Raw genomic sequence first — 13821 nt, forward strand, 5'->3', positions numbered from 1 at the left:
GTCTCATGCGGCCCCGGCCCCGGTCACCCCTGCGGCAGCCGGTACCCCATTCCGCGCACCGTCTCGATCCGGTGGGCGCCGAGCTTGCGGCGCAGGGCGCGTACGTAGACGTCGACGATGTTGGAGCCCGGGTCGAAGTCGTACCCCCAGACCTGGGAGAGGATCTGCTCGCGGGCCAGGACCTGGCCGGGATGGCGCAGGAACAGCTCCAGCAGGACGAACTCGCGGGCCGTCAGGTCGACCGTCTCCTCGCCGGAACGGGCCCGCCGGGTGCGCAGGTCGAGGGTGACCTCGCCGCACCGCAGCACCGTCACCTCCGGCGCCCGGGCGGCGGTGCGCAGCCGCAGCCGCACCCGGGCCAGCAGCTCCTCGAACCGGAACGGCTTGGTCATCCAGTCGTCGGCCCCGCCCTCCAGCCCGGCCACCGTGTCCCGTACGGAGTCCCGGGCGGTCAGCACGATCACCGGCGCCGTCACCCGGGCCTCGCGCAGGTCGCGCAGGACGGTGAAGCCGTCCCGGCCGGGCAGCCCGATGTCCAGCAGGACCAGGTCGAAGCCGCCGGTGAGGGCGTAGTCGTGGGCGCTCTCCCCGTCGGCGGCGACCGTGGTGGTGAAGCCGTTGGCGCGCAGCCCCTTCTCGATGAAGGAGGCGATGCGCTCCTCGTCCTCGACGATGAGTATCCGGTTCACGGCGTGGTGGCCCTTTCCAGTACGAGGACGAAGGTGGCGCCGCCCGACTCGGGCGAGCGCAGTTCGACCCGGCCGCCGGGGTGGCCCTCGGCGATGGCCCGGACGATGGCGAGGCCGAGCCCGGCCCCGCTGCCCCGGGCGCCGCGCCGGGCGGTGCCGCGCCGGAACCGTTCGAAGATGACCTCGGCGTCCTGCGGCTGGACGCCGGGCCCGGTGTCGGCGACGTACAGCTCCGTCGTGGAGTTGGCGAGGGTGCGGGAGCCGACGGTGATCCGGGCGCCCTGCACGGTGTGCTGTACGGCGTTCTGGGCGAGCTGGACCATGGCCTGGGTGACGCGCTGCTCGTCGAGGTGGACGAGGTCGTCGTCGGGGCGGTCCGGGCGCAGGTCGGTGTGGCCGTCGAGGACCCAGTCGCGCTCGCCCAGGGTGCGGGCCTTGACGTAGACGTCGGCGGTGAGCTCGGCGAGGCGGACCGGGCCGGGGGTGACGAAGTCGGGGCGTTCGGACTTGGCGAGGAGCAGCAGGTCCTCCACGATCCGGCTCATCCGGTCGAGTTCGTCGGTGACCAGGCGGACCGTCTCCTCGCGCTCGGCCGGGTCGTCGCCCATCAGTTCCAGGTGGCCCCGGACGATGGTGATGGGGGTGCGCAGCTCGTGCCCGGCGTCGTCGACGAACTGGCGCTGGGCGGCGAAGGCCCGCTCCAGCCGGTCCAGCATGGCGTTGAAGGTGCCCGCCAGCGCCGCGATGTCGTCGTGACCGCGGACCGGGATGCGCCGGGTCAGGTCCTGTTCGGTGAGCTGGGCCGCTGTCGTGGTCACCAGCCGGACCGGGGCCAGGATGCGACCGGCGACGGCCCAGCCGATGCCGCAGGTCAGCAGCAGGGCGACGGCCGAGATGGCGAGCAGGATCTGGAAGACGGTGTTCGCCTCCTCCCGCTCCCGCTCGGGGTGGAAGGCGACGACGAAGGCAGCCTCCGGGGCGCCGCCGCCGGGGACCACCCGCACCTTGGCCCAGCGGATCTCGCCCTCGGGGCGGTCCAGCGTGCCGGAGCGGTGCGGGGAGGCGAGGACGGCGGCCCGCGCGTCGGCGTCCCGGTGCAGGGGCAGCCGGACGGGTATCTCGCGGCCCTGGGTGAGCTGGGCGGGTCCCCGGCCGCCGGTGCGGCCGACCAGGCCGATCAACTCCTCGCCCGGGTCGGCGTACTGGCGTTCCAGGAAGACCCGCAGCAGGCGTTCCGGGTCGCGGAAGCGGGTGCCGGTGGAGGGGTCCACGCCGCGTTCGAAGAAGGCGGTGAACTCGCCCGTCTCCTGGGCGAGGAGCCGCTCCACCCGGTGGTCGACGTCCCGCAGCAGGATGGACCGGGTCGTCGCGGCCACCGCCGCCAGGGCGACGGCCATGACGACCAGCAGCCAGAGCAGGATGCGGACCCGGGCGGATATCCGGTGCGGGACGGAGTCAGCCGTCGTCACCGTCGCGGTCGTCCCGGTCGTCGTCGCGGTCGGGGCCGTTGTCGTCCCGGTCGTCGTCCCCGTCGTCGTCCGAGCCGCTCGGGGAGGGGGAGCCGGAGGGCCGGGCGGAGGGGTCGCGGCCGTCATCGCGGCCGTCCTCGGCGGAGGGTGACGGGCCGCCGCTCTCCTGCGTGCCCGAGGGGGCGGGGGAGGGCGAGCCGCTCTCCATCTCCACCCGGGCCGGCGGTGCGGGCGGGTCGGGGCTGTCGGTGAGCGCGAAGCTGGTCGCCGCGATGGCCAGCGGTATCGCGACGACGGCGGCGAGGGTCGCCACCCGGTGGGAGAAGGCCATGCCCGCAGCCTGCCGGGGCCACCCTGCGGTGGGGATGAAGGCCGGATGAGGGTTTCTTCATCTTCGCCGTCACGTGCTGGTGCGCGCGGCCGGCGGTGTGCCGGCCGCCGCGTCCGAGGTCAGCTGTCGAGGCCGATGGCGAAGGCGGCCTCGAGGTCGTGCTGGGAGTAGGTGCGGAAGGCCACGTGGGTGTCGGTGCCCTCGACGCCCTCGATCTTGCTGATCCGGCCGGGGATCACGTCGGCCAGGTCGTCGTGGCGGGGTACCCGCACCATGGCGATCAGGTCGTAGGTGCCGGTCACCGAGAACACCTCGCTGACGTTGTCCAGCGCGGCGATGGCCTCGGCGATCTCGGGAATGCGGTCCACGCTGGTCTTGATGAGCACGATCGCGGTGATCACGGTTTGCTGTCTCCCTCGGTGGCCGTCGCTGGGGTCCTCACTCTAAGCGACCCCGAACGGGTCCACGCATACAGGAACCCCAGCGCGAATCCGATGAGGTGTGCCAGGTAGGCCACGCCCGGGCCCTCGCCGCCGCGCCCGGCCGCGATCCACTGGAGCGCCGCCCAGAACGGCAGCACCACCCAGGCCGGCACCCGCACGGGGAGGAAGAGGAGGAAGGGCAGCAGCGTGGTGACCCGTGCCTTGGGCAGGACGTGGAGGAAGGCGCCGAGCACCGCCGAGATCGCCCCGGAGGCCCCCACCAGGGGCTGGGCGGAGTCGGCGAAGGCGGCCGCGTAGCCGAGCAGGGCCAGGTAGCCGCAGCCGAGGTAGAAGAGCAGGTAGCGGACCGGGCCCATCCGCTCCTCCAGCATGCCGCCGAAGACGTGCAGGAAGAGCAGGTTGCCGAGCAGGTGCAGCCAGCCCCCGTGCACGAAGAGCGCGGTCAGCGGGGTCAGCGCCTCCTCGGCCCGGCCCCGGAACAGCTCGGCGGGGATCACCCCCCAGCGGTCGTAGTAGGCGTACTGCGCCGCGACCAGCCGCTCGCCCGTGCCGTACGCGGTGGTGAACCCGGAGACCGGCCCGAGCAGGAAGACGATCGCGCAGAGGGCGATCAGGCCGTACGTGACGGGGTGGCCGCGCCCCGTCAGCCGCCGGGCCGCCGTCCGCAGGGAGCCGAACCGTGTCACGATCATGATCAGATCATGGCGTAACCGTCGCAAACCACGCATACCGCCTCGCCGGTGCCCGGGGCGGCCCGCGGGGGGCCCGGGCAGGCCGTAGGGTTGCGGCGTCAGGCGGCACGGACGTACCGCGACCCGGTCGCGGTGGCGCCACGTGGTGGCGACGACACCAGCGCAGGCGACAGCGTGGTCGCGGCAGAAGCAGTAGCGACACCGAGTGACACCAAGGACAGCCACGATGACGGTTCCCCAGCCCACCACCGAGACCCGCTGGCGCTGCACGCTCTGCGGCAACCTCACGCGCTTCGACGTGACCCGCTCCTCCAAGGTCGTCGAGTACGTCCACCTCGACCTGGCCGGAGTGCCGAACGTCGAGGAGACCGAGGTCGTCAGTGAGACGATCGACTCGGTCCGCTGCCGCTGGTGCAACGCGGTGGACCAGATCGAACTGGTGGACAGGCCGGGCGCCGGCTCCTGAGGGAGCGGCACCCGCACGGCGATGGGGTGACTCGATGACGGACGGTGCGCGGCCCGCCGGCTCCACCTCGGGAGCGGACGGCCCCGAAGGCGGCGAGACGGCGGACGAATGCCTCGACCGCCCCCTGCCGGAGCCCGTACGCCACCGGGTCATCGCCCTCGCCTCCGAGGGGTTCGGCTCCCTCACCCCGAGCGAACTCCCGGCGCCGCTGCGGCAGTACGCCCGGTTCACCCCCAGCCGCCGCGTCAAGTTCGCCGGGAACGCGCTGGCCGCAGCCCTGGAGCACGAGCCGCTCTTCCGCCAGCGGGTCGGCGAGCGGCTGCGGGAGAACCAGGCCGAGCTGGCCGCCGCCCTGGAGGCCGGTACCGCGCCGCCCGCCGCCGACCCGCTCGACGTGGCGGCCGCCGCCTACGTGCTGCGCCCGGCCGGCTGGGTCAAGCTGGTCACCGCCGGCGGCGAGGAGGCGCAGCGCGCCGACGCCGAGCGCGGCGGCGAGCGCGCCCGCGCCGAGGTGGCCCGGCTCCGCGAGGAGCGCGACGCGGCCCGCGCCCAGGTCCGTACCGAGACCGAGCGGCTGCGCGCCGAACTCGACCAGGCGCGCAAGCAGGCCGACGCGCTCCACCGCAAGCTGCGCAGCGCCCACAGCGACATCAAGCGCGGCGAGGCCGCCGTCCGCAAGGCCGAGGCCCGCACCGAGGAGGTACGGGCCGAGACCGCCGCCCAGCTCTCCGCCGCCGACAGCGAGAGCCGCCGGCTCAAGGCCCGGCTGGCCGAGTCCGAGGCGGCGCTGGAGGCCAGCCGCAAGGCGGCCCGCGAGGGGCGCAGCATCGAGGACATGCGGGTGCGGCTCCTCCTGGACACCGTGCTGGAGGCCTCCCAGGGGCTGCGCAGGGAACTGGCGCTGCCGCCCGCCGGCATCCACCCGGCCGACACCGTGGACGCGGTGGAGCCGGGCCGGATGACACCGAAGGACATCGCGGCCCGCGCCCTCTCCGAGCACGACCCGGCCGTCCTCGACCAGTTGCTGGCGCTGCCCCAGGCCCATCTGGTGGTCGACGGCTACAACGTGACCAAGACCGGCTATCCCACGATGCCGCTGGAGAAGCAGCGGCTGCGGTTGCTCGGCGGCCTCTCGACGCTCGCCGCGCAGACCGGCGCCGAGGTCACCTGCGTCTTCGACGGCGCCGAACTGGCCGCGCCGGTGCTGCTGGCGCCGCCGCGCGGGGTGCGGGTCCTCTTCAGCAAGCCGGGGGTGACCGCCGACGAGCTGATCCGCCAGCTGGTGCGGGCCGAGCCGGAGGGGCGTCCGGTGACCGTGGTCTCCACCGACCGCGAGGTGGCCGACGGGATCGCCGCGGCGGGGGCCCGGCCGGTCGCCTCCGTGGTCCTCCTCAAGCGGCTCTCGCGCGGCTGAGGGCGGGGCGGGCGACGGGGGCGCCGTGACGCCGCGTACCGCCAACTTCCGCCGGTGTCCCGTAAGTCGGCTAAGTGGCAGCCGGGCGCAAATGACCGACTTTGACAGGCCCTTCACGCGACGCCCTGTCAACCCCCCATGACTGACGGTGGATTCTTCGCAACCAAGCCAGGATGTGGCCGAGATTTTTCCTCACAGGATTTGAACTGATCACAAGGAGGTCACTAAGGTCGGCCCGAACCTCCGATCGGTTGATCACCCACCCGGGGTGACAGCGGAGGTACCCGCCCACCGGGTTCGTCGGTAGGCGGCTGAAGGAAGAAGGAGCTCGCCTTCGTGGCGTCCCACCGTCGACCCAAGCAGCCGAGCCGCACCCGCGTGACCGTGCTCACCGCGACCGCCGCCGCTGCCGTGGCACTCACCTCCCAGACCGCGCACGCCGACCCCAAGCCGTCCAAGGCAGAGGTCAAGGCGAAGGTCGACAAGCTGTACGAGGAGGCCGAGAAGGCGTCCGAGAAGTACAACGGCGCCAAGGAGAAGCAGGACAAGCTGGAGGGCCAGATAGGCAACCTCCAGGACAAGGTCGCCCGTGGCCAGGAGGAGCTGAACGAGCTGCGCCAGGCGCTCGGTTCGGCCGCCAGCGCCCAGTACCGCACCGGCGGCATCGACCCCTCGCTCCAGCTCTTCCTCTCCGCCGACCCGGACGACTACCTGGACAAGGCGTCCGCGCTCGACCAGCTCAGCTCCAAGCAGGCCGAGGGCGTCAAGAAGATCCAGGCCAAGCAGCGCGACCTCGCGCAGCAGCGCCAGGAGGCCCAGGCCAAGCTCCAGGACCTCAGCGACACCCGCAAGGAACTCGGCGACAAGAAGAAGCAGGTCCAGGGGAAGCTCGCCGACGCGCAGAAGCTCCTCAACAGCCTCACCGCCGCCGAGCGCGCCGAGATCCAGCAGGAGGAGGAGCGCGCCAGCCGCTCCGCCGGCGACCGCGTGGAGCTCGGAGACGCCGTCCCCGCCTCGAACCGTGGCGCCGCCGCGCTGGCCGCCGCCAAGTCCAAGGTCGGCACGCCGTACGTGTGGGGCGCCACCGGCCCCAACTCCTTCGACTGCTCGGGCCTCACCTCGTGGGCCTTCTCGCAGGCCGGCTACACCATCCCGCGCATGTCGCAGGACCAGGCCAACGCCGGTACCCGGATCGCCTCGCAGAGCGCCCTCAAGCCCGGCGACCTGGTCATCTTCTACAGCGACCTGCACCACGTCGGCTTCTACGCGGGCAACGGCCAGGTGCTGCACGCCCCGAAGCCCGGCGCCAACGTGCGCTACGAGTCGATCAACAACATGCCGTACATGTTCGGCGTCCGTATCTGACGCACGGACACCACGGACACCACGCGAGCCGGAGGGGCCAGGGCCTCTCCGGCTCGCGGCCGTTCGCACCGCGCCGCCTCCCCGCCCCACCGACGGCCGACACCGCCCGAACGAGGGAATCCCCGTGGCTCGTGTCCCCCCGCGACTCCGCCGGTGACCTGCGGATGTCGCACAACACCCCCATTTGCCCCATCCGAGGTCGTTGGAGCGCGGGTGATCGCCCCGCTACTGTCTGCCGCGCACTTCCCCGCCAGAGCCGGGGGAGACTTCAGCGGAGGGGAGAACGGCTTCCAGTGGGGTCCCACCGACACACCGGTACGTCGCACACCGCACGCCACGCCAGAGGCGTCACCGCCGCCACCGCGCTGTCCGCGGCGGCGGCCACCGCGGCCGCCACGCTCGGCGGCGCCGCCCCGGCCGAGGCCAAGCCCGAGCCGGCCGCCACCCGCGCCTCCGTGGAGCGGCTGCTCACCGAGGCCGAGCGGGCCACGGAGGCGTTCAACAAGGCCGACGAGCGCACCGGCGCCCTGCGCGCCGAACTCCGCCGCACCCAGGACCGGGTGGCACGCGGCCAGGACCGGGTCAACACCATGCGCGGCGCCCTCGGCGCGCTCGCCGGGGCCCAGTACCGCAGCGGCGGCGTCGACCCGGCGCTGGAGCTGATCTTCTCCTCCGACCCCGAGCAGTACCTGGAGAAGGCCGCCACCCTGGACCGGATCAGCCTGCGCCGGGCCGGTGAACTCAACCGCCTCACCCAGGCCCAGCGCCTCCTCACCCAGGAGCGCGCCGAGGCCGCCGCCACCCTCGCCGAACTCACCCGCAGCCGGGACGCCACCGCCCGCCACAAGCGGACCGTCGAGGCCAAACTGGCCCGCGCCCGCGCCCTGCTGGCGGCGCTGCCCGACGGCGAGCGCGACGCCCACGACCGGCGCGCCTCCCGCTCCGGCCGGCCCGATCTCGGCGGGATCGCCCTCTCCGGCCGCGCCGGCACCGCCGTGGCCGCCGCCCAGCGGGCCCTGGGCAAGCCCTACGTGTGGGGCGCCAACGGCCCCGGCGGCTTCGACTGCTCCGGCCTCATGCAGTGGGCCTACGCCCAGGCGGGCGTCGGACTCCCGCGCACCTCGCAGGCCCAGCGGTACGCCGGACAGCACGTGCCGCTCTCCCAGGCCCGCCCCGGCGACCTCGTCACCTACCGCGCCGACGCCAGCCACGTCGGCATGTACGTCGGCAACGGCCAGGTCATCCACGCCCCCTACCCGGGCGCCTCGGTCCGCTACGACCCGGTCGGCATGATGCCGATCGCCTCCGTCACCCGGGTCTGACCACCGGCCGGGCCCGCGCGGCCCGTACGATCGGCGACCGTGACCGAAGCTCAGGGCGCCGTCGGGCGGCGCCGGGCGGCCCGGCTGGGGCTCGCCGCGCTGCTGGCGGCGGGGTGCGCCCCCACCTCCGGCCCGCCCCCGCTCGACCGGGCAGAGGCCACCGCCCTGCTCGGCCGGCGCGCCACCGCCCTGCGGGAGCGCGACCTTGCCGCCTGGAGCGCCACCAGCACCGGCGGCACCGGACAGGACAGCCTCTGGGCCCGGCTCGCCGAGGTCCCGCTCGCGGGGTGGGCGTACCGGGTCACCGGGGTCGAGGCGGGCTCCGCCACCGCCACCGCCACCGTCGAGGCCACCCTGCGGTACCGCCTGCGGGGCGAGGACCCGGCCCCCGCCACCGCCCGCCGCCTCCTCGGCCTCGTCCGCCACGAGGGCCGCTGGCGGGTCCGCTCCGAAGAAGCCGCCCCGGGCACCGCCCAGCTCCTCTGGGACCAGGGGACCGTCCGCGCCCGGCGGGGGAGCTGGGGGCTGGTCCTCGGCACCGGGAGCGCAGGGGAGGTCCGGGAGTTCGCCCGGCTCGCCGAGCGGGCCGTACCCGTCGCCGACGAGGCCTGGGGCGGCGACTGGCCCCGCCGGGTCGTCGTCCTCGTCCCCGGCTCGCTCGCCGGGACCGCCGCGCTGCTCGGCGGGGAGCCCGACGGCTACCGGGGCGTCGCCGCCGTCACCACCGGATCGCCCGAGCCCGGCACCCCCGCCGACCGGATCGTCGCCAACCCCGAGGCGTACCGCGAACTGGGCGCCCGGGGACAGCAGTTCGTCCTCACCCACGAGACCGTGCACGTCGCCACCCGGAGCGCGACCGGCCCCGCCACCCCGCTCTGGCTCTCCGAGGGCTTCGCCGACCGGGCCGCGCACCGGGCCGCCCCGCGCCCCCTGGCCGCCGCCGCGCCCGCGCTGAGCGCCGCCGTGGCCCGGGGCGAGGTGCCGCGCGCCCTCCCGGACGACGCCGCCTTCGCCTTCGACGGGGACAGCGGCGCGCTGGACCGGGCCTACGAGGGCGGCTGGCTCGCCTGCCGCCTGATGGCCGAGCGGTGGGGCGAGGAGCGGCTACGCGCCTTCTACCGGGCCGCCGGGACCCGCGCCGGGGAAGCCGCCTTCCGCGAGGTGCTGGGCACCACCCGGGCGGAGTTCACGGCTGCCTGGCGGACGTACCTCCGGGAGCGGCTGGGCTGAGCCCGTCCGGCGCGGCACCGGCCGCCCCGGGCACCGTACGGCGCCACAGCGCCCGGCCCGCCAGCAGGCAGGCCGCCACCAGCAGGCCGTTGCGGAGCAGCATCAGCCCCACCCCCAGCGGCGTGCTGCCCACCACGTCGCCGAAGAAGACCGGGAACTCCAGCACCGTCACCGCCGAGGCGGCCACCACCAGCACGGCGGGCCGCGTCATCCAGCTCCCGGCGAAGAGCAGGCAGACCGCCGCCAGCGCCACCAGCCACAGCAGGTACTGCGGGCTGATCACCCGGCTGGTCGTGGTGAAGAGCAGGACCGCCGTGAACGCCGCGTCGGCCGTCGTGCCCGCCGTGGACACCCGCGCCCGCAGCCGCCAGTACACCAGCCACCCCAGCGCCGCCACCGACAGCAGCTGCGCCGCCACACTCACCCCGGCCACTCCCGGCCCCAGGAACTCCAGCGAGCCGTAGTGCAGCCGCACCTCGCCCTCCCAGCCGAAGTACCGCGCCACATGGAAGACCAGTGCCCCCAGCGACTCCACCTCGGTGCCCCGGTCGCGCTGGGCCGTCAGGAACCCCAGCGCGTTAGGCATCGCGACCGCGAACGCCGCCAGCACCACCGCGCCGGTCACCGCCGCCGCCACCCAGACCCGCCGCACCGCGCCCCGCGCCACCCCGATCAGCAGCAGCGCCGGCCACACCTTCAGCAGCGCCCCGAACGCCACCAGCGCCCCCATGAGCCGGGGCCGGCCCACCCCGGCCAGCAGCGCCGCCACCGCGACCGCCGCCACCATCAGGTCGTAGCGCGCGTACGCCGTCGGGCCGAGCAGCACCACCCCGGCCACCCAGACCCACACCCCGCGCCGCGAGCGGTCCGGGCCGTGCGAGGCCCGCAGCAGCAGCGTGAGGACCGCAGCGTCGGCCAGCAGCACCAGGACGAAGAAGGCGTGCGCGTACTCCAGGAACGGCAGCAGGGCGGGGGAGAGGATCGCCAGCGCCGCCGCGGGCGGGTACTGCCAGGTGACGTCGTCGGCCGGGAAGGCGCCGGTGGAGAGCACCCCGTACCAGTTCCGGTAGATGACCGACACGTCGACCGTGACGTCCGGTCCCGGCACCACCCAGACCTGGAGGACGCAGAGCAGCAGCGCCATCCTGGTCGCCACCCAGGCCGCCACCGGGGCCAGGATCTGGGCCGTCGGCGGGGGCCGGTCCCCGCCTGCCGCACCCCTCGTCGCGGTGGCGTCCGTCGTCGCCGTCATGCCCTCTCGTCCCCTCGTCGCCGTACGGGACCAGCCATGATGCCCGCCGGGCCGCCCGGGCCACCATCGGACACGGCCGTGGCACCGCGCCCGGAGCCGTTCGGTACTGTCGGGCGCGATGGACAAGACCCTGATCGTGACCAACGACTTCCCGCCGCGCCCCGGCGGCATCCAGGCGTTCCTGCACAACATGGCGCTGCGCCTGGACCCGGACCGGATCGTCGTCTACGCCTCCACCTGGAAGCGCGGGCGGGAGGGGGCCGAGGCCACCGCCGCCTTCGACGCCGAACAGCCCTTCCCCGTCGTCCGCGACCGCACCACGATGCTGCTGCCCACCCCGGCCGCCACCCGGCGCGCCACCGGGCTGCTGCGGGAACACGGCTGCACCTCGGTGTGGTTCGGCGCCGCCGCCCCGCTCGGGCTGATGGCGCCCGCGCTGCGCCGCGCCGGCGCCGGGCGGCTGGTCGCCACCACCCACGGCCACGAGGCGGGCTGGGCCCAACTGCCGGGCGCACGCGGCCTGTTGCGGCGGATCGGCCAGTCCACGGACACGATCACCTACCTCGGCGAGTACACCCGCTCGCGGATCGCCCGGGCGCTCACCCCCGAGGCCGCCGCCCGCATGGCGCACCTGCCGCCGGGCGTCGACGAGAAGACCTTCCACCCGGACAGCGGCGGCGACGCCGTCCGCGCCCGCCTCGGCCTCACCGACCGGCCGGTCGTCGTCTGCGTCTCCCGCCTGGTCCCCCGCAAGGGCCAGGACACGCTGATCAAGGCGATGCCCCGGGTGCTCGCCGCGCAGCCCGACGCGGTCCTGCTGATCGTCGGGGGCGGGCCGTACGAGAAGGAGCTGCGCGCCCTCGCCGAGACCACCGGCGTGGCCCGCTCCGTCCACTTCACCGGCCCCGTCCCCTGGTCCGAACTCCCCGCCCACTACGGCGCGGGCGACGTCTTCGCCATGCCCTGCCGCACCCGGCGCGGCGGCCTGGACGTCGAAGGGCTCGGCATCGTCTACCTGGAGGCCTCCGCCACCGGGCTGCCCGTGGTCGCCGGGGACTCCGGCGGCGCCCCCGACGCCGTCCTCGACGGCGAGACCGGCTGGGTGGTGCGCGGCACCCGCCCCGAGGACGTGGCCGACCGGCTCACCACCCTCCTCGCCGACCCCGCCCTCCGTGCCGCCATGGGCGAACGCGGCCGCGCCTGGGTCGAGTCCACCTGGCGCTGGGACCTCCTCGCCGAACGGCTCCGCGCACTGCTCTGAGCCGCGAGCCCCGAGCCCCGAGCCGGTACGCCGAGGGCCCGCCCCCTGTGGCAGGGGGCGGACCCTCGTCCCGTACACGCGCCGGAGATCAGCGGGCGTAGATCGCCTCGATCTCGTCGGCGAAGTCCTTGAGGACCACGCCGCGCTTCAGCTTCAGCGAGGGCGTGATGTGGCCCGACTCCTCGGTGAACTGCGAGGGCAGCACCCGGAACTTGCGGACCGACTCGGCCTTGGAGACCGCCGCGTTGCCGTCGTCCACCGCGCGCTGGATCTCCGCGAGCAGTTCCGGGTCCTCCCGCAGCGAGGCCGCCGTCGAGCCCTCCGGCTTGCCGTGGTCGGCCGCCCAGCGCACCAGGAACTCCTCGTCCACGGTGACCAGCGCGCCCACGAACGGCCGGCCGTCGCCGACCACCATGCACTCGGCGACCAGGGCGTGCCCGCGGATGCGGTCCTCGATCACGGCCGGGGCGACGTTCTTGCCGCCGGCGGTGACGATGATCTCCTTCTTGCGGCCGGTGATCGCGAGGTAGCCGTCCTCGTCGAGGGTGCCGATGTCCCCGGTGTGGAACCAGCCGTCGGCCAGCGCCTCGCGGGTGGCCGCCTCGTTGTTCCAGTACCGGTCGAAGAGGTGCTCGCCGTGGAGGAGGACCTCGCCGTCGTCGGCGATGCGGACCACCGAGCCGGGCAGCGGCTGGCCGACCGTGCCGATCTTCTGACGGTCCCACGGGTTGAAGGCGGTGGCGGCGCAGGACTCGGTGAGGCCGTACCCCTCCAGCACCGAGAAGCCGATGCCGCGGTAGAAGTGGCCGAGCCGCTCGCCGAGCGGGGCGCCGCCGGAGATCGCGTACTCGCCGCGGCCGCCGAGGACCGTGTGGAGCTTGCTGTAGACCAGCTTGGCGAAGAGCTTGTGCTTGAGCCTGAGGCCCAGCGAGGGGCCCTGGGGGGTGTCGAGCGCGCGGCTGTAGGCGATCGCGGTGTCGGCGGCCTTGTCGAAGATCTTGCCCTTGCCGTCGGCCTGGGCCTTGGCGCGCGCCGAGTTGTAGACCTTCTCGAAGACGCGGGGGACGCCCAGGACCATGGTCGGGCGGAACGAGGCCAGCTCGTCGGTGAGGTGCTTGATGTCCGGGACCAGACCCAGGCGGATCGGCGCCATCAGCGCGGCGACCTCCACCAGCCTGCCGAAGACGTGCGCCACCGGGAGGAAGAGCAGCACCGAGCACTCGCCGGTGCGGAAGAGCGGTTTGAGCCGTGCCACCACGTTGCCGCACTCCGCGAAGAAGCTGCGGTGGGTCAGCACGCAGCCCTTGGGGCGGCCCGTGGTGCCCGAGGTGTAGACGATCGTCGCCGGGTCGTCGGCCCCGGCCAGCGCACTGCGCTCGTCGACGGCCTCGTCGCTGAGGCCGGCCCCGGCCCGCTCCAGCTCGGCCACGCCGCCGGCGTCCAGCTGCCAGACGTGCTTGAGGGCGGGCAGGGCGCCGCGGACCGACTCGACCGAGGCGGCGTGCGCCGGGGTTTCCACGACGCAGGCGACGGCGCCCGAGTCACCGAGTATCCACTCGATCTGCTCCGGCGAACTGGTCTCGTACACCGGGACGGTGACCGCGCCGGCGCTCCAGATCGCGAAATCCATCAGCGTCCACTCGTACCGCGTCCGGGAGAGCAGCCCCACCCGGTCGCCGGGCTGGACGCCGGAGGCCATCAGGCCCTTGGCGGCGGCGCGGACCTCGGCGAGGAAGGCCGTGGCGGTCAGGTCCTCCCACGCGCCGTCCACCTTCCGGGCGATCACGGCCACATCCGGGTGCCGCTCCGCGTTGCGCCGGACGATGTCGGTGAGATTTCCGTCCGCTGGTACCTCGTACAGGGCCGGAAGGCTGAACTCGCGCAAGA

General features: G+C 74.4%; 13 protein-coding genes. 6 read left to right on the top strand and 7 right to left on the bottom strand.

Annotation, left to right across the window (positions count from 1 at the left end; translation table 11 throughout):
* Window positions 1-23: 23 nt before the first annotated feature.
* The 5 genes from OIM89_RS23455 to OIM89_RS23475 all read right to left on the bottom strand — a co-directional run bounded on the left by OIM89_RS23455 (window position 24) and on the right by OIM89_RS23475 (window position 3624).
* Complete coding sequence (locus OIM89_RS23455) at window positions 24-689, bottom strand: response regulator transcription factor (protein WP_030697060.1); 666 nt, start codon at window positions 687-689, stop codon at window positions 24-26.
* Window positions 686-2158 (bottom strand): sensor histidine kinase, encoded by a 1473-nt coding sequence (locus OIM89_RS23460; RefSeq protein ID WP_226965129.1) that lies wholly within the window; start codon window positions 2156-2158, stop codon window positions 686-688. Before OIM89_RS23460 ends, OIM89_RS23455 begins: the two co-directional genes overlap by 4 nt.
* On the bottom strand, window positions 2145-2489 hold the full coding sequence (locus OIM89_RS23465) for a hypothetical protein (RefSeq protein WP_030697058.1): 345 nt from the start codon (window positions 2487-2489) through the stop codon (window positions 2145-2147). The genes OIM89_RS23460 and OIM89_RS23465 overlap by 14 nt, the downstream gene beginning before the upstream one ends.
* A gap of 119 nt (window positions 2490-2608) precedes the next feature.
* A complete protein-coding gene (locus OIM89_RS23470; protein WP_003947636.1) occupies window positions 2609-2890 on the bottom strand; it encodes an Lrp/AsnC family transcriptional regulator in 282 nt (93 codons plus the stop codon).
* Complete coding sequence (locus OIM89_RS23475) at window positions 2887-3624, bottom strand: rhomboid family intramembrane serine protease (RefSeq protein WP_151169743.1); 738 nt, start codon at window positions 3622-3624, stop codon at window positions 2887-2889. The genes OIM89_RS23470 and OIM89_RS23475 overlap by 4 nt, the downstream gene beginning before the upstream one ends.
* A 226-nt stretch (window positions 3625-3850) precedes the next feature.
* On the opposite strand from OIM89_RS23475, the gene OIM89_RS23480 reads away from it, so the two are divergent.
* The 5 genes from OIM89_RS23480 to OIM89_RS23500 all read left to right on the top strand — a co-directional run bounded on the left by OIM89_RS23480 (window position 3851) and on the right by OIM89_RS23500 (window position 9421).
* Entirely contained in the window at window positions 3851-4090 is a 240-nt protein-coding gene (locus tag OIM89_RS23480; protein WP_003947634.1) for a hypothetical protein, read from the top strand.
* 34 nt (window positions 4091-4124) lie between these two features.
* Entirely contained in the window at window positions 4125-5504 is a 1380-nt protein-coding gene (locus tag OIM89_RS23485) for an NYN domain-containing protein (RefSeq protein WP_030697056.1), read from the top strand.
* Between the two features lie 336 nt (window positions 5505-5840).
* Complete coding sequence (locus OIM89_RS23490; protein WP_226965128.1) at window positions 5841-6869, top strand: NlpC/P60 family protein; 1029 nt, start codon at window positions 5841-5843, stop codon at window positions 6867-6869.
* 293 nt (window positions 6870-7162) lie between these two features.
* Window positions 7163-8191 carry a C40 family peptidase gene (locus OIM89_RS23495; RefSeq protein WP_047470773.1) on the top strand — a complete coding sequence of 343 codons (1029 nt, stop codon included), beginning with the start codon at window positions 7163-7165 and terminating at the stop codon, window positions 8189-8191.
* Between the two features lie 39 nt (window positions 8192-8230).
* Entirely contained in the window at window positions 8231-9421 is a 1191-nt protein-coding gene (locus OIM89_RS23500) for a hypothetical protein (RefSeq protein ID WP_226965127.1), read from the top strand.
* Here OIM89_RS23500 and OIM89_RS23505 read toward each other — a convergent pair.
* Window positions 9378-10673 (bottom strand): glycosyltransferase 87 family protein, encoded by a 1296-nt coding sequence (locus tag OIM89_RS23505; RefSeq protein ID WP_030697052.1) that lies wholly within the window; start codon window positions 10671-10673, stop codon window positions 9378-9380. The two genes, OIM89_RS23500 and OIM89_RS23505, sit on opposite strands and share 44 nt — an antisense overlap.
* 118 nt (window positions 10674-10791) lie before the next feature.
* Between OIM89_RS23505 and OIM89_RS23510 the strand changes: the two genes are divergently transcribed.
* Complete coding sequence (locus OIM89_RS23510; protein ID WP_047470777.1) at window positions 10792-11934, top strand: glycosyltransferase family 4 protein; 1143 nt, start codon at window positions 10792-10794, stop codon at window positions 11932-11934.
* Window positions 11935-12022: 88 nt separating this feature from the next.
* Here OIM89_RS23510 and OIM89_RS23515 read toward each other — a convergent pair whose 3' ends face one another.
* Window positions 12023-13819, bottom strand: a complete 1797-nt coding sequence (locus OIM89_RS23515; RefSeq protein ID WP_030697050.1) for an AMP-dependent synthetase/ligase — start codon at window positions 13817-13819, stop codon at window positions 12023-12025.
* Window positions 13820-13821: the final 2 nt, after the last annotated feature.

The sequence above is a fragment of the Streptomyces sp. BI87 genome, assembly GCF_025957665.1.
In the GTDB taxonomy this organism is placed as follows: domain Bacteria; phylum Actinomycetota; class Actinomycetes; order Streptomycetales; family Streptomycetaceae; genus Streptomyces; species Streptomyces albidoflavus.

Bases quoted from the DNA above. Each gene is read 5' to 3' on its own strand.
- OIM89_RS23465 (WP_030697058.1), bottom strand. From the start codon at position 2,489: ATGGCCTTCTCCCACCGGGTGGCGACCCTCGCCGCCGTCGTCGCGATA.
- OIM89_RS23485 (WP_030697056.1), top strand. From the start codon at position 4,125: ATGACGGACGGTGCGCGGCCCGCCGGCTCCACCTCGGGAGCGGACGGC.
- OIM89_RS23475 (WP_151169743.1), bottom strand. From the start codon at position 3,624: ATGATCGTGACACGGTTCGGCTCCCTGCGGACGGCGGCCCGGCGGCTG.
- OIM89_RS23505 (WP_030697052.1), bottom strand. From the start codon at position 10,673: ATGACGGCGACGACGGACGCCACCGCGACGAGGGGTGCGGCAGGCGGG.
- OIM89_RS23510 (WP_047470777.1), top strand. From the start codon at position 10,792: ATGGACAAGACCCTGATCGTGACCAACGACTTCCCGCCGCGCCCCGGC.
- OIM89_RS23480 (WP_003947634.1), top strand. From the start codon at position 3,851: ATGACGGTTCCCCAGCCCACCACCGAGACCCGCTGGCGCTGCACGCTC.